Raw genomic sequence first — 16,365 nt, 5'->3', positions numbered from 1 at the left:
AGGAATTTAAATTTTTAGATTTACAACATTCTGAAATCTGAAGACAAGTCAGACTCTCCACAAAGTTTTTTTTCTTCGAGGTAATGTTTTAGATAGTATAATCTTTTTTGTACAAAGTCATTTTCTTCATTTTTCATCTTTATGATTTCCTCAAAAGAAAAGTCAGAAGCAAGAGCATAGTAGGCATTTTCTAATTCATCTCCACTGATCAAGCCCTTTACCCATAATACAGGAATTGTGATGCTATATTGTTGAAAAAACTGATAGAGGAAGCTTACTGTAATCCTTTCTAATGGAGTCATTTCATCGATTAATCTTTGAAGTCTTAAGATCAATTTTTCCCTCACAAAAGGGACATTAATTTTTTTCATTTCCTCCACACTTTGAGCATAATTGGCTATCAAATCTTTCCAATCATCTCCTAACCAAGTAATAGATTCTTTGCAGGCTTGAATTTGATCCATTTTTGCATGTGGATCGGAACTCATTCGGTAGAGCAAGTCCCAATGGATATCAGGGGCTACCTCCAAATTAAAATCTATAATGTTCTTTTGGGCTTTTTCTATTATGATTTTTTCAATTGCAATACAAAAACTCATCATCTGCTGTTCTTGCCTAATTTTGGCAAATTTAGGATGTCGACTAACCTCTATTGGCTTTAATGCTTTATTTCTCTCTCCCTCTTCTAAGAATACGTCTTGTAGAAGAATGTCATTGATATCCTCTCTTATTACAAGTGCAACTTCTATAGGATAGTGCGGAAAGCAGCCGTCTGTGGCAGTGATCATCAACAAGCTATTATCGTTGATGATGTAAAATCGTCCTAAGCCTTCCCAATCCTTCTGTAAGCCATATTGAGGTGCCTTGGTTGTTGTAAGATTTTCCATTTTCATTGAGTTATTTTGCAAAAATGGAAAATAAATCGATATCATTCTGGGATTTGCAAGGTTGCAAATGTGCTATTGAGAGGTTTAAATGCCTTATTCTTTAATCAATTCAATAGCCTATATTTATAGCTGTAGGCTATACATGTGTTAAAATGAAAAAACAGATCTAAATTACTCTTATAAGCTTCAAGTGAGTCTTTTTAACGTGTATTTAAAGAATTTTAGTTTTTTTATTTTAGGTACTTTTGAAAGAAATTATGAATTTGAAGCACCTACAAAAATTGAAGATCAGATAATTTTAAAGTGACTTTATGCTAGGAGTCTGACGCTACACAGCACCACTTTGATCTACCTGCCATTGATAGTTGACAATCGACCTCTTGAATAGTATGGTTAAAATAGGTGTTCATGTTATTGCTATTCATCAGAATTCATCATTTGCATTTTATTTGAAAATTGCTGAAATTGAAGGGAATCAAAATTTTAAAATTATGGGTTTATTAATCATTTTTGGAGCGATTATATATATTCTGGTTGGTTTGTCACTTTTGAAAAATCAGACTAGAAGGAGGAGGTAAGGAATTAGCATCTTTATTTTTCAGATCACAACACAATGAATTGGCCAATATTCCGTTTGCTTATTTTAATTGTAGTTTACAATATTTTATCAATCGAGTTTGAAATTGGAAAAAAATAAAAACACGCTTCGTTTTATTTTGCCTTATGTGATTTTGGCGGTAGCCTATGTTGCTTGGTGTTATGGAATTGCACCGATTTTTAAAAACTTAAACTACCTTACAATAAAGCTCATCATATTAGCGCTAGGCCTGTATGGCTGGTACAATTTGTATATCAAGATTGATAAATGGAATCGCTCGATGTGATTTTTTAATATTGAGATATCCTGTATACTCTTATATCTGAAGAATGGTTTTTAATAAAACAGAGTGTATCTTTTTTAAATCATCAAATTCCCTGACAACTACTGACATTTTTTTGATTTAGATTGATATTAGAACTTAATTTGGGGAAACAAAAAATACTACTTATATGAAAAAGATACTCTTTTCTTCGATCATTTTATTTGGGTTGCTCTTATCAAATCTGAATGCACAAACAGTAAACGACATTCCAATAAATGAAATAGATGTTGAATATATTCAGATTGTTGGCACTTCTAAACTACTCAGCAATAAAGTAACAATTCAAATTGATTTCGGACAAGAAAATAAATATTGGTCAAATAAGGATACTCAGGTAAAAGATGAAAGTGGCAAACTTCTAGTTTTTAATAGTATGATTGATAGTTTAAATTTTCTTAGTGAAAATGGATATGAATTTGTCAATGCGTATGCTATTACGCTTGGTAATCAAAATGTTTATCATTACATCTTAAAAAGAAAGGATAATTGACTTACATCAGTTAGGAGGATTTAATTTTTTTAGCTGTAAGTTTTTATTAAAATAGAATCACTTGTATTAAAAATTAGGGGCTATGAGTGTAGGAGGTCAATTTCGGAGAATCGGAGAAATAGGTGTTGCTTTAGCACTATGGAGGAGCTTATTTTGGATATTCCTGAGGCCAAAAAGAATATTAATTTTCGTCTTGGGCTTTATTTTATTTGTTGTTTTTATAGTCGTCTTAACAGACACAACAAATAAAAAGCACTTCGTAAATGTTGAGGAGCTTATTTTATTGGATAAGCCATTTGGGCAGGCTTTTAAGACATTAGAAATGAATGATTCTTTAATATTTCTGAAAGAGATGGGAGACAATTGGGCCATGGTTTTAGTTGGGGATGATACTTTATATTTTGATAATAAATATGATTATACAATGTCATCAAGAAAAATAGAAACTACTCCTTTTACATTGGAGAAGGCATTGAAAAATCAGATCGTTAAATTAAACCATCCCGATGGATATTTTGATGCGTATCCTAGGATGCTAAAAAATGGTGATGAAATTACTATAATAGATTATTCTGTGGATAAGAGAGAAATTAAATTCAAAGTGGAGACAAGTTCGTTTTTATATTTATCTATTGACTTTGTCACTATTGACTGGGTAAATTTGAAGGAAAGATATCCACGTGTTGATTTTGGTCCTTTTTGATAGTTAAATTTTAAGATTATCCTTACTTATATGATTGCGGATAATCATAAAGTACCTGAGAAAAGAAAAAAATAACTGGGTATAACAAACCGTAGATTTACAATAGGTGACAATATGCTATATTCTTCTTTAAATTCGTTAAGAATTAGGCAGCACCTGAGGGGGTGATTGAAATTCCCCATGAATTTCAAGTCTAAATTTCATTAATCAATTGTTGTAGCTTTTTTGAAAAGAAGGAAGAGATCATTCATTATTTGGGAATGAGCAAGGAAGAAATTGCTAAGGTTTTTGCCTATTTAAATAGTGTTTCCTTTAATTATGCTTTAGGTAATCCTCCCAAAATGGACAAAGTTGCATTTTCAATGCGCAAAAATTAGTTATGGGAAATATTTTTAAATTATAAGTATATCCATTTTACTTTTTAACCAACATTTACCCAATTAAATCCATGAAGCTAATACTGGAGAGGTGACTTGATAGAATCTTATTGAGCCAAGTTATTAATTGGTTAACTTTTTCATTACCTTTTTTATAACCAAAAATATGATACTCCACTTGCAACTATCGTTGATAGGTGGAGCAAAAGCATTAAAATAACAACATTTACTTTACCCTTTAAAAATTAGACTTCCCGTATCATATTTGATATTTTCATTCTAATATGGAAAATTTCCTGATTTAAATACTGGTAACAAATGAGAGTCATCAAACTTTTTACTTTCTTTTATCGCCTACTTGGTAAAATATGCATTCTATACTTAGTGATCTCTTCATATTAAAATAATGCAAATTATTATAAAATAATCATATTTATTTCCAAAAACACCCCATTTTCTCCCGTCTTCCTCCCGTCCGTGTTCCGACCGTGTCCCGTATCCCTCCCGACCATTCGCCGATTTTTGGCTAAAAAAGAGGGCTTTTTCCTTATTGAAATTTTCAAGGAATTTTATTATAATACCACGGCATGTCAAAGACCTAAAAATAATAGCTACTACCTTCGGAAAACTTAAGTACCATTTAAGAAATGGTACTTAAGTTTTAAAGATTCTATCAATGAAAATATTTATAGAATGTTCTTTCAACTTTTCCATTTACCCATGTAATCGTTAATTTCCCTGAGTTAGTATGTAGGTAAGTGAAGTCTAAAGATTTGACAGAATCTATTTCACTATATCGAATAACATCATTAGAAAGTGTTGTAAAATTTCTCATTTTATAGGAACCTGGAAATTTCTTTTTATAACTCAATGGAGTAAGTGAAAATAAATCAAGGTCTTCATATTTTAGATTAGAGCTTTTGGTAAAACTAAGCGAATTTATTTTAGAGTTTTGAATAATTATTGTAATGCTACTATCTCTTAACCAAACTTCTTGTCTAATTTCGTCATAATCATTTGCTTCCAAAAAAGTCTTGATTTCTGAAATATCATTCAATTTTTGACCATTAATTAAAAGTTTGTCTTCATTGATTTTTTCAATCAATTCTTCGGGAACAATATTTTTATTGAATTGCCAAATAGGACTTTCATTGTCAAAAGATTGAAATCTTTCTGAAAAATCAGGTGTATTTGTAAAGGTATCAATGGCAATTACTTCGTCCAAAGGAAAGTTTTCAAGAGTTAGTTTATCCCTTTTTGAGCAGGAAAAGATTACTAATACTAGAAAGATAAAATATTTATTCATTTTAAAAGAATTTTGATTCAAACCAGTTTCTTAAAGGTATAGGTAAACGAATTTCTAGAGCAGATCTGCCAGGGTAGTTAACTTCTTCAAAGTAATAATTCACTTGATCTTTATATGAAGCATCATGAAAGTCAGGAGAAACCTGCATATTGATATAGTCATAACCTTGTTCAAATCCATAAGTAAACCCTATTACAGAACTTTGACCATTTATTTTTAAAAATGCATCGCCAGATTCATATGACCCTCCTGGAGCAGAATAAGGGCCACCTGATGCATATGAAGGGAGATTAGTAAAGATATCTCTTATTCTTACATTTCTGTTTTGCTGCTTTGCAATCTCTATGTGATTTAAAATATGTAATAATCTCTGAGACTTGTTCAAAGAGTTGTGATCTTTTATACCTGGATTTGCTTGATAAGTATAGTCCGTGAGAGTTGCGTATACACTATTCCAATAGGTATTACTATTGTAATATGTATTGGAATTTCCGTAACCAAAACCAGGCCAGAACCCATGCCAGTTATTTGGAGACCATATAGGACCAGAATTTATTCCACCGTCAAAGTCTTCATTGGGTTCTTCTTTTTCAGGGCATTGAACAACAGGAATGTCATAACAATCAAAAATATTATCAATCACCAAACACTCGTTTTCTATATATGTGTAGCAACCGTCTTGATTTAAGGTTTCTGTTTGAATATTAGATTTGGAACCCACTTCATAATAAGGTTTAGTAAATCCTATAATCTGTCCTTTTTTAATTTTCCAGCCTTTTTTAAATTTTTCATCCCAACTGAATTGACGTACGTCTCCTGAAAATTCTTTGCTTAAGTTAAAAAAGTTGTTTTCCGTTAATTCTCTATGAAAAGGAGAAGAATTTTCAGGGAAAAATTTTAGAATTAATTTATGAAAGCCATTTTCCCCGTTTGGCACTAATATTAGTCGGTAAAAAGAGGATTCCTGCTTTTGCTGAATTTTTTCTTTAGTCTTTTCTATTCCGCTTGGTACTGGGTGGAAATTATATAGAATTGGGACTTCTACTATATTTTTATCTTCATAATAGACTGCCTTCTCCCACATGATTTCTCTAAGTTGGGTTTTGCCTTTTGCAAAATATTTTTCTTGACTAGAAATATCAAGAACCTCATGAGTAAAACCAATTTTTGGCATCCTAAATTGCTTTAGTGTCCTGAGAGTGAGGAATAGTTGCGTGCTCCTCTTCTGGAATACAGGAATTACCAAATAAAATAACTACAAATAATATCAAAAAGGACATCTTTTTGAAAAAGCTTAGCCGAAGCTTAGCATATACTTGGGGGACGGTAGAAAAAATTTTCATTTTATGTATTAAAAGTTTAATAATTAACCAATGATAACTCTGTTATTTAAAGGGAACAAGTCCTTAACTAAAATTTAACATTCAATTTTTACTTGTAAGATTTTGATATACATTCTTAATCTTGTTCGTATGTTCCTTCTCAGTGCAGAAATAACTTAATTTGTTTTGAGTATTGAATGAAACAAAGCCAAGCTATAAATTTATTTCCCAACAAACCTACCCAATCCCCTCCAAACAAAAAATACCAACTACAGGGTATTTTTCCTCCAAAAACATCAATAAACCAAAAAACCTCTTTATTAAAATAATGCAATTTAGTATAAAATAATCATATTTATTTTCAAAAACACCACGTTTTCTTCCGTCTTCCTCCCGTCCGTGTTCCGACCGTGTCCCGTATCCCTCCCGACCATTCGCCGACTTTTGGCGAAAAACCAAGAAAATATATAATTATTCCAAGATTGTACTTTTCTAAGCCAAAAAAATTGGAATCAGTGCAATTTGAGGAAAAGGGGAGAGGTTAAAGGCTATTCTATTACACAATACAACCTACAACTCAGTGAACTGGGACTGAGCGTTTAAAAATCTTCCAGTGAAAAATTTTAGCGAGGGACCAGGATTCAGGGCTAGGAGGGAGACGATTACTTCCAGTCCCATTATCGGGATACGGCGGTGTGAGCTTGCTTCATTAATGGGTAGCCCGTGCCGTGGTATAGGCGCACCGCGAGCTTATGGCTCTCGGCCATCTCGATTAATACATTGTGCATTCTTTTCTTTATGTCAAATAAGTTTGCGTTTCTCTATAACTTCCTTTGCTTCTAAATATGCTTGGTGTAATTTTTTCTCTAATTCATGTTTAGGGGGTAATTCTGTCAAATACTCAGCAACCATAATTCCATCTTTATGCATTTCTAGAAGTTCCACCTGTTCTTTACTGCTCTCAGCACAAAGAATAAGTTCCACAGGTGCATTTTCCCCTTCTTTCATGTTTATTGAGCCATTTCAGATACAATTCCATTTGACCCTTATATTTTGCTTGAAATTTTCCGATCTTCAATTCAATAGCGACTAATCTTTTTAATTTTCGGTGATAAAATAAAAGATCCAAATAATAATCATCCCCATCAATTATCATCCTTTTTTGCCGTTCTACAAAAGCAAACCCTCTTCCTATTTCCAGAATAAAATTCTCAAGCTCTTTCAAGATTGCGGTTTCTAGGTCTTTTTCTAGATATCCATAAGGAAGGTTTAAAAAATCGAGTAAGTAAGGATCTTTGAACTTACCAGATAGATCATGCTTTTTATCTGGCAGTTGGATGTTTGCTATTTCTGTTCTTTCATACGCTTTCTGTTCTATTTGCGTCCTAAGCCCTCTTACACCCAAGCGTTCTTCTATTACACGTTGTGCATAATAATTGATTTTTTCAGTTGATCTTAATGGTATAAGAATTAAGAAATGAGACCAACTTAAATGTCGTGACAGTGTAACGACTATTTCTGTGTCTGGAAAAACATTAGCAAATTGAAGCATTCTTCTTAAATTCTTCTCTTCAAAGTTCCGTCCAAAACGCTCCTCTAATTGTCGTGATAGTGTAACGACTATTTCTTTTCCATATTCGGCTCGTCTATGTTCTAAAATGAAATCATTTATCCGCTTCCCTACTTGCCAAAAAAGCAATGTCATTGTACTATTTACATAGGAAAGTACCTTTGAATGTCCTTGTTCGATGAGGTTACTGATTTCATCAAACAAAGCTGCTTCTGACCCTAAATCACTTTTTTCAATCATTCTTCAATTTGCCTTTTACCAAATGTAATCTACTCTTACAAAGTGTTCTAATTTTTTTGCATTTTGACTAAAGTAAATAAAATCCTTCAATTTAATCTGATTGCCATTCCTAATTAGTCAGACCGAATCTATTGATTTAATTCTTAATTTTTTAATGTATCCACATACCAGAATAAAATTGGCACGAATAAATGCTTTCCTACTACCTCAAATCACAACCTACAACCCAGTGAACTAGGACTGAGCGTTAAAAAATCTTCTAGTAAAAAATTTTAGCGAGGGGCCAAGATGCAGGGATGGCTACATCCTGCCCCGAACTTGCCTTTGCCAGCAGGCAGGCTTGATTCGGGGAGACCAGCACGTAAGGTGGTGTGAGACTGTTTTCCGCTGTAGCATAATAGCACCGTGAGCTTATAGCTCACGGCCATCTATTTGTTACTAGTAGAAAGTGTAGGATATATTGTATTTCACTTAGTCTAAAGGATACTTATCAGTTGTCCTTCTTAAACTGAAATTTTTCTTTTTATAGTTATTTCCAGAGTTGATTCCAAATAAATAAAAGAGTAAAGAACCTACTAAGGGGAATGCACAAATCACAAACAGCCAATTTGCTTTAAACTTATTTGAAGATGATTTCATTCGATATAAATCAACAATAGATTTGATAATTAATACAACTATTGTGAAGAGTATCAATAAAGGGATAATATCGATTTTCATAGGATTAATTGATTGCTAATAAAACTAGATAGTAATGACTTTCAACCTGTCCCATCCGAAACAGGAACTTCGCATATCCAAGTTGGCAATTTCTTTTGTTGATTTCCTTTCAGGACAAGAAAAGTTTTGAGTCAATAAGAGTATCAGGTTAATCAATTTTGTCATTTTATTCATTTCGGGTTTCTTTAATTTGACACCCAGCACTGATATCTGTTTGAAAAACAAAAACCTAGCTTCCTAATTCTATGAAATAAGTCTCGTTTTTCCTAAACGTATCCATTATCCAACAAACAAAAAATGCCCTCTACATGGTATTTTTGTGGAAAAATATTTTTCCTAAGTTCGGTAATAATTCACCATTTTATTTCCAAGCTTCCCATTTTTAAGAATTATTCTTCTTTTATTAGCTTTAAGTACACCTCTTTTTAAAAGGTTCACTAATTTACCAGAGAGGTATTCACTTGAATATAAATAGCCAAATTCTATAAATTTCTTGAGTATTTCCTCGCCTGACTTTTCGCTATCAAAAAAGCCATTTCTGATTAATTTATTTATAACCAATAAAACATCATCCTCTTTTTGGAAGTAAGTAGAACTGTTGATGTTATCATTTCTAAAACCTTCAATTTGACTTTGAATTTCACTTTTATCAAATTCAATTGAAGTATCATTAAAAATCTCAGCTGATATTTTAAGAGACTGCTGAATCTTTTTAATCATTAGATTAGACACTTCTTTGTTATTGTTCTTAATCTGATGGATGTATTTTCCTTCGCTCTTATATCCTAATAAAACTTCGAAGCCCAAAAATGTCAATCCAGTTAAATCGATCAACTTCAAAAGCCGATCTCTTTTTTGATGAGGTTTTATTGAGTTAATTTTTCCCATCCCCTAAGGGATAAAAAAGTTTACTGTAAAAAGTAAACTTTTTATTGTTTTTTAAATTTCTTCTTTAGATATTTAAAGCATCAAATTAAGGAATTGTCAATTTTAGAGTTTTGTCAATTTGATTTTGATACATGTACATTAAGAGTCTCGATCGCAAAATCCGACCATTGTAATCATGAACGAGACGGTAGGTACATGCTCATAGCTAGCTTTTGTTATATTTGCAAAGCTATAGCTGTGGGCAACCTATCGATATCCGTTTCATGGGGCGTCGGAACCTTGCGATGCGGTTGATAGAAGCCCACACTATAGTGTTCTTTTTTCGACCTAATCCAGACTCGTTTTTATAAACTTAACCATGAAAGCGAGATATTCAATAAATTACTTATTTACAAAAACTCCAATAAGAGGACTTGGAGGTGTTGATTTGTTTGCATTGAGTTCATTTTCTCCGGTTAAAGATAATTACCAGTCTGATAAAGCGGTTAATTCTAAACTGCTTATCAATTATGGCCTTTCAGCCTTCGAAATCCTCTTTGAGCGCAAGCCAAAGAACCCTATTTAAACCTATTATTCCCAAGAGCCATCTACTCAGATACGCTTTTCCAACAGACATACGTCATGGATGCGCTCGCCAATCTTCCTATCATATCGCTCCTGCAGAAGCCCCGATAGGCAAGACCCAAAATCAATCTTCTTAGCAATCAGGAACTCTTCCGCGTTCACTGTCCAGTTGAAAAAACTCAAGTTTTTTTCTCCCTGACACAACTATGTCCTTTTCTGAAAATAATCAGGACCCCTAGCCCCAGAACGAAGCGAAAAGTATCAGCCCCAAATCATCCACATGATGATTGAAGGATACCCCTATGTGTTCTTTTCACCAGTCATTTCGACAAAAGCAGGAGAGGTTTATTTAAGAATTCAGTAAGAGTTCTTCATGACGATGCCTGTCCCGCAGGATTGCGGGAACATCTCCCTATGGTCGATGTGACGACTATAAAATGACATTTAAACCACTAACCAAACCTTTATCCTTTTGCCTTTATCCTTTAACCTCAATTCACCAATAACCTAATCAACTGATAACCATGAAACAACTACAAACTCAACCTTATAATCTTCTAACTTTCCAACCTTCTAACCCCTAATAACTCAATTCAACCAATAACTAATCCCATGAATCTGACCAGACCACCAACCATCATCACATACCCAATCAACAGTGTTCACCTGTGTTCATCTGTGGTAAAATAAAATCTGTGAAATCCGCGCAATCTGCGTGAGACATGCGAAGCATAAAAAGAAAAGTTGCCTCACCTCAACCCCCCAGCCAGTGGAATCTATGTCTAACCTAAAAACAAGTGATGCTAAACTGGTTTGCAGCGACCACATACCTGCCCATTGTGCTGGGGTTTCTTCAGAAACAAGAGGAAAGAAACAAAGCCTGTCCCGCAGAATTGCGGGGAATCAAGAGGGTAAAATGTACGAAGTACAAAGTACTAAGTACCAAGACCTAAGAGATCAACTCAATTAACCTATTCAACTGATAACCAATTAACTACCCCGATATGACGACCAAAAAACGAAATCCCAACCACTAACCCAACCTTTAACCTATTCCCTTTCACCTTTAAACTCAACTTACCACCAAACTCAACTCAATTAACCAATTAACCCATTCAACCAATCACTTAATCCACTAAAACCATGAAACCAATCAGACCCCCAATCTAAATTCTAAAATCTCAAATCACCAATCCCTCGGGCCTCCCTCGTCCACCTTTTCTCATAATTAGGTTAATCGATAAATAGTAACCCAAATAGTTCGGAGACACATAAGGTGACGACACTATTGGACGGCGGAGTGGGGGAGTTCTCTCCATAGCTCCCCAGGCCGGCAAACACGATTCCACTCAACCCGCCGGCCTCCCTTTTCTTTAAGAAGCAGCTTTTCCGCCGCGGCGGAAGATATAAGAAACAAAGCCTGTCCCGCAGAATTGCGGGAAAATCTCATCTCGACAAAAATAGAAGAGGGGTTCTAAATAATCCACACCTAGTAACCAAGTCGAGATATCTCACTCTGTTCGATATGACGACTAAAAAACGAAATCTAAACCACTAACCCAACCTTTCACCTTTTCCCTTTCACCTTTTCCCTAAATCAACTCAATTAACCAATTAACTCATTTAGACCCAATCTTTCAATTTTCAAATCTTCCAACTTTCCAACCCCTTTCCCGATGCAACCCGACAAACCACCAGAACCAGAAACCAATCCACCACCACTGATCAACATCCTGATTATAGTGGACAGATACCATTAAGAAATAAGTCTATTAACCATTAAAACATAATCCTATGAAAAATAAACCCATTTTGCTTTTGTTATTTAATCTCTTGACCTATTCGGCGATATGTCAAGAGGAGTTTAAACCGCTTACTCAAGGAGACACATTACCTGATTTTATCTATGATAAGGTATTGTATCACCCCGATGATGAGCTGATGCTCTCTGATTATAAAGGAGGCTTGCTGATCCTGGATTTCTGGGCAACTTGGTGTGCACCCTGTGTGGCCAGTTTTCCCAAACTCGATAGCTTAGATAGGGCCTTTGGAGATAAACTGACTATCCTTCCTGTGACCTATCAAGGGAAAGAAGAGGTAGAAAAACTGTTCACACGACTACCTAAGCTTAAGACAATCCGGAAACCCATGATCTATGAGGATCAGTTTTTACGCTTTATTCTGCCCCACCAGTTACTTCCTCATTATGTGTGGATCAGCCCAGAAGGAACCCTTTTAGCAGAAGTAGGAAGCGATCAGATGAATTTTGAAAGCATCCAAAATTACCTTGAATCGGGAATATTGCCCACTCAAAGAACCAAAAAAGTGGTCACTATTTCCGATGATACGCCACTGGACGAAAAGGATGCTGTCTACAAAGTAATCATGACTGATTACCAAGAGTCTAGAAAAACAATCTACCGATACTTTCCTAAAGCAGAGAATGGAGGTTCGAGAATAATTGCCTCAAACATTTCTCCATACATGTATTTCAGAATTGCTTTTAAAGATCCGAACACCAAGAAAATGTTCCCGAATAGTCAAATTAAGGTGGAACTATCGAATCCTGAGATGTTCACAACAGAGGCAACAGGTGAAGGAGGCTTGCAATGGGAAATGCAACACGCCAAATGTTTACAAATAGATTTTCCTCCATCCTTAAAAGACCAAGAACAAGAGATCCTTCAACAAGAAGTAAAAAGGATGTTCCCATATGCCAAGCCGGTCCTTGAAAAAACAGAAGGCAAAGCTTACTCCCTCTATTTCATGGGCGATTCTCCTAATTTTATTGGAGATGGTGGAGAATCGTATTCAGAATTTGACTTTTCAGGATTCACAGTCAGAAATGCCGCAATGGGCTACATCGTCAATAACCTTTCCAGCAAATATCTACAACACCTTGATGGGCCAATATTAAATAAAACAGGAATCACAGAGCTTGTAAATATATCTATAGAAGCCAATCTAAGTGATTTGGAAGCTATCAATAAAGCATTGGAACCTTACTCGCTTGAGTTGAGAGAAGAGCTGGTAGAAATCAATATGCTCAAAATTGTAGACTCAAATTTAACCAAACTTTCAAAATACTAACCCACAGCAATCAATCTAGTCGAAAGACTGACTACTTGACCATATAAACCAAATATCATCAATTATGAAACAAACATTTACCATGATCATTTTGCTACTTCTATTGATTGGAAGGAATGCACAAGCACAGCAACTTCATACCCTCAAAGGTGAAGTAAGAGATTCGGTGACCGGTGAACCTTTACCCGGTGCTTTGATAAAAATTACAGATTCTCAACAGGCAGTTGTGACCAATGAATCTGGCCAATTTATCATCAGGTTGACTGAAGGAAAATATGAAATCATTACTTCTTTCATTGGATTTAATTCTGACAAAAGTCAAGTTCAAATCCCAAGGGAAGAAGTATTATTGATCTCCTTGAAGCCTGATGAACTTTCACTTTCAGCTGTAGAAATTGTCTCTACTGGGTATGAACAATTACCAAAAGAAAGGGCGACTGGCTCATTTGTGCAGGTGGACAACGAACTGGTTTCAAGACGGGTTACGACAAATCTTATCGATAGGCTTGAGGATGTTACGCCTGGTTTGAGATTTAATAGAAGTGGAACCGATCAAATCAACATCAGAGGCCGAGGAACCTTGTTTGCAAACACCAGTCCTTTGGTGATCATTGATAACTTTCCCTATGATGGACCACTTGAAAACATAAACCCCAATGATGTAGAAAGTATTACTGTATTAAGAGATGCGGCAGCAGCCTCTATTTGGGGAGCGAGAGCTGGTAATGGAGTAATCGTAATCAAAACAAAGCAAGGTGGATTTAATTCGCCGGTAAAAGTGTCTATCACCTCAAATTTCAGTATATCTGATAGGCAGGACGCTTTCCATAGGCCACTGATGGGGACAAGTGATTACATCAGTATCGAAAGGGATCTTTTTGGTAGAGGATTCTATGCAGGTACAGAAAATTCCATTGTGAGAGCCCCTTTGAGTCCAGTGATTGAAACTTTGATAGATGCACGTGAAGGCAGGATTTCACAAGGAGAAGCAGATGAAATTATAGGAAGATTTTCTCAGATGGATGTTAGAAATGACATCAATAATTACCTCTATCAGCCTTCCACTTTGATACAGCAGGCTGTAAATATTCAAGGGGGAGGGCAAAACTCTCGATATGGTATCTCAGCAGGGTTTGACAGAAGCAATGATGAATTGGTAGGGAACGGACAAAAGAGATATACCATTTCTTTCAAGAATGACAATAAGTTTTTTGATGGAAAACTGAATCTCTCAACTGGCCTTTACCTAGTAAAATCAAATTTTACAAACAATGCTTTAAATCCGCTCACTTTATCCATGCAGGCAGCTGGGAATGAAAGGCTCTATCCTTATGCAGCTTTGGCTGATTCAGAGGGTAATCCAATACCAATCAATCATGAGTACAGAAGGTCTTTTATACTTGACGCACAAGGTCAAGGGTTACTAGATTGGCAATACAGACCCTTGCAGGAAATCTCCGAAAGAGACTATAGAACCAACTCCACTGATGTAAGACTTAATCTTGGTTTGGATTATGCGCTGCACAAAAATTTGAATCTGAATATATCTTATCAATACTGGCAAAATGATAGTGAAAGGAATCAACTTAATTCTGCTGATTCATATTTCTCTAGAAACCTGATTAACCGCCTTACGCAAGTTCAACCTAACGGATCGCTGAGTTTCCCAATTCCAAGAGGGGCGATAATGGATATTAATAACTCCTCGACAAATAGCCATCAATTGAGAGGTCTATTGTCTTATAAAAACACCTGGAAAGAAAAACATGATTTATCTATCATTGCAGGTGCTGAACTGAAAGACCTTCAAGGCAATGGGAATAGTAACAGATTCTATGGTTTTGATTCCAACATTGGGAGAACTTCTGCTGTAGATTACAATTCCTTTTTTAATCCCTTCCACTTTCCTATATCAGTGACAAGGATTCCATTTGTCCAAGGGTTCTCAGGAAATGTCGAACGATTTACATCAGCATTTACAAATGCAGGTTATACTTTCAATAAGAAATACTTGTTATCATTCAGTGCTAGAAAAGATGCTTCAAATATTCTTGGAGTAGAAACCAATCAGAGAGGAGTACCGCTATGGTCAGCAGGATTGGGCTGGATTATTTCCCAAGAGAATTTTTACAATTTTGAATATTTGCCGCTTTTGAAGTTAAGATTGACTCAAGGTTATAATGGAAATGTTGATAGAAGCTTATCTGCTTTTACTACTGCTGAAATTTTTGGGAATAGCTTTCTAACTGGGAGACCTTTTGCGAGGGTTCAGAATCCCCCAAACCCAAATTTAAGTTGGGAGAGAGTTTCCATTTCTAACTTTGCCCTAGATTTTGAAGGTAAAAATGGAAGGGTTTATGGTTCTGTTGAATATTTCTTTAAAAATGGTACTGACTTAATAGGTCAGGAGCCTTATCCACCATCAACAGGGATTACTCTATTTAGGGGCAACATCGCCGAAACTAGAGCGAGCGGTATGGACATCGTATTAACTACAGAAAATATCAGAGGTAAATTCAACTGGAACACAAACTTTTTTCTAAGTGCAATAAATGAAAAAGTTACTTCCTACGAGGTGAAAGCTTCAGCATTACAGTATTTGAATTTTTCTTCAGTGGGTACTTTGACTTTACCGCTAGAAGGAAACCCACTATTTGCTGTTTATGCGCTGCCTTGGGGAGGATTAAATCCTGATAACGGTAACCCAAGAGGAATATTAGACGGAGAGCCGAGTGAAAATTACAACGCTATTATATCTTCCCTAAATCCAGAGGATCTTTTGTTCATGGGGTCTTCAAGACCAACAGTTTTTGGTGCAATCAGAAATGATTTCAGCTATGGTGGGCTAAATCTTTCCTTCAATATATCCTATAGAGGAGGCTATTACTATAGAAGAGAGTCCATTGTTTACGGAACCAATAGGGGCTTAGGAGGACACGAGGATTATGCCAATAGATGGCAACAAAGCGGAGATGAATTAACTACCCAAATACCTTCAGTGCCTAATGTTGGAAGTGCAAACAGGGATAATGTTTACAGGTTTTCCGATATCCTTGTAGAAAAAGGTGATCACATTAGATTAAGAGATATCAGGTTGAGCTATAGACTTAATTCAATCCAAGGCAGGAAATTACCATTCGAAAATGCAGAGGTCTTTTTCTATGGAGACAATTTGGGAATTCTATGGAAAGCATCTGATGATCCTTTAGATCCTGATTTTAGGACGACAAAGCAATTGAGAAACTTCTCAATGGGCATCAACATCACACTTTAGGAGAATTTAAA

13 protein-coding genes are annotated in these 16,365 nt (G+C 35.2%); 5 read left to right on the top strand and 8 right to left on the bottom strand.

Going from position 1 to position 16,365, the window contains the following annotated elements; translation table 11 throughout:
- Positions 1–20: 20 nt before the first annotated feature.
- Positions 21–887 carry a hypothetical protein gene (locus IEV57_RS04780; RefSeq protein WP_188440177.1) on the bottom strand — a complete coding sequence of 289 codons (867 nt, stop codon included), beginning with the start codon at positions 885–887 and terminating at the stop codon, positions 21–23.
- 1,050 nt (positions 888–1,937) lie between these two features.
- On the opposite strand from IEV57_RS04780, the gene IEV57_RS04775 reads away from it, so the two are divergent.
- A complete protein-coding gene (locus IEV57_RS04775) occupies positions 1,938–2,300 on the top strand; it encodes a hypothetical protein (protein ID WP_188440176.1) in 363 nt (120 codons plus the stop codon).
- A gap of 82 nt (positions 2,301–2,382) precedes the next feature.
- Positions 2,383–3,003 (top strand): hypothetical protein, encoded by a 621-nt coding sequence (locus IEV57_RS04770; RefSeq protein ID WP_188440174.1) that lies wholly within the window; start codon positions 2,383–2,385, stop codon positions 3,001–3,003.
- A 1,050-nt stretch (positions 3,004–4,053) separates the two neighbouring features.
- Here the strand turns inward: IEV57_RS04770 and IEV57_RS04765 are convergent.
- From IEV57_RS04765 to IEV57_RS04745, 6 genes are all read right to left on the bottom strand, one after another.
- Positions 4,054–4,686, bottom strand: coding sequence for a hypothetical protein (locus IEV57_RS04765; protein WP_188440171.1), 633 nt, complete (start codon positions 4,684–4,686; stop codon positions 4,054–4,056).
- Position 4,687: 1 nt separating this feature from the next.
- A complete protein-coding gene (locus tag IEV57_RS04760; RefSeq protein WP_188440169.1) occupies positions 4,688–5,860 on the bottom strand; it encodes a hypothetical protein in 1,173 nt (390 codons plus the stop codon).
- A gap of 949 nt (positions 5,861–6,809) precedes the next feature.
- Positions 6,810–7,016, bottom strand: a complete 207-nt coding sequence (locus tag IEV57_RS19345) for a hypothetical protein (protein WP_229744232.1) — start codon at positions 7,014–7,016, stop codon at positions 6,810–6,812.
- A complete protein-coding gene (locus IEV57_RS04755; RefSeq protein ID WP_229744231.1) occupies positions 6,970–7,818 on the bottom strand; it encodes a PDDEXK nuclease domain-containing protein in 849 nt (282 codons plus the stop codon). Before IEV57_RS04755 ends, IEV57_RS19345 begins: the two co-directional genes overlap by 47 nt.
- Positions 7,819–8,289: 471 nt before the next feature.
- Positions 8,290–8,538, bottom strand: a complete 249-nt coding sequence (locus tag IEV57_RS19495; protein ID WP_188440167.1) for a PLDc N-terminal domain-containing protein — start codon at positions 8,536–8,538, stop codon at positions 8,290–8,292.
- Positions 8,539–8,874: 336 nt separating this feature from the next.
- On the bottom strand, positions 8,875–9,426 hold the full coding sequence (locus IEV57_RS04745) for a hypothetical protein (RefSeq protein ID WP_188440165.1): 552 nt from the start codon (positions 9,424–9,426) through the stop codon (positions 8,875–8,877).
- Between the two features lie 358 nt (positions 9,427–9,784).
- Here IEV57_RS04745 and IEV57_RS04740 point away from each other — a divergent pair, with 358 nt between their 5' ends.
- Entirely contained in the window at positions 9,785–9,991 is a 207-nt protein-coding gene (locus IEV57_RS04740; protein WP_188440163.1) for a hypothetical protein, read from the top strand.
- Positions 9,992–11,596: 1,605 nt separating this feature from the next.
- On the opposite strand, the gene IEV57_RS19455 is transcribed toward IEV57_RS04740, so the two are convergent.
- Positions 11,597–11,722 (bottom strand): hypothetical protein, encoded by a 126-nt coding sequence (locus IEV57_RS19455; protein WP_262891036.1) that lies wholly within the window; start codon positions 11,720–11,722, stop codon positions 11,597–11,599.
- Positions 11,723–11,784: 62 nt separating this feature from the next.
- Here IEV57_RS19455 and IEV57_RS04735 point away from each other — a divergent pair, with 62 nt between their 5' ends.
- Both IEV57_RS04735 and IEV57_RS04730 read left to right on the top strand, forming a co-directional pair.
- The gene (locus IEV57_RS04735) at positions 11,785–13,080 is read left to right on the top strand and encodes a TlpA family protein disulfide reductase (RefSeq protein WP_188440161.1); all 1,296 of its coding nucleotides are present in this window, start codon (positions 11,785–11,787) and stop codon (positions 13,078–13,080) included.
- Between the two features lie 64 nt (positions 13,081–13,144).
- The gene (locus IEV57_RS04730) at positions 13,145–16,354 is read left to right on the top strand and encodes a SusC/RagA family TonB-linked outer membrane protein (protein ID WP_188440159.1); all 3,210 of its coding nucleotides are present in this window, start codon (positions 13,145–13,147) and stop codon (positions 16,352–16,354) included.
- Positions 16,355–16,365: the final 11 nt, after the last annotated feature.

This window comes from Belliella aquatica, from assembly GCF_014637795.1.
Classification (GTDB): domain Bacteria; phylum Bacteroidota; class Bacteroidia; order Cytophagales; family Cyclobacteriaceae; genus Belliella; species Belliella aquatica.
This window is presented reverse-complemented; position numbering and strand designations above follow the sequence as displayed.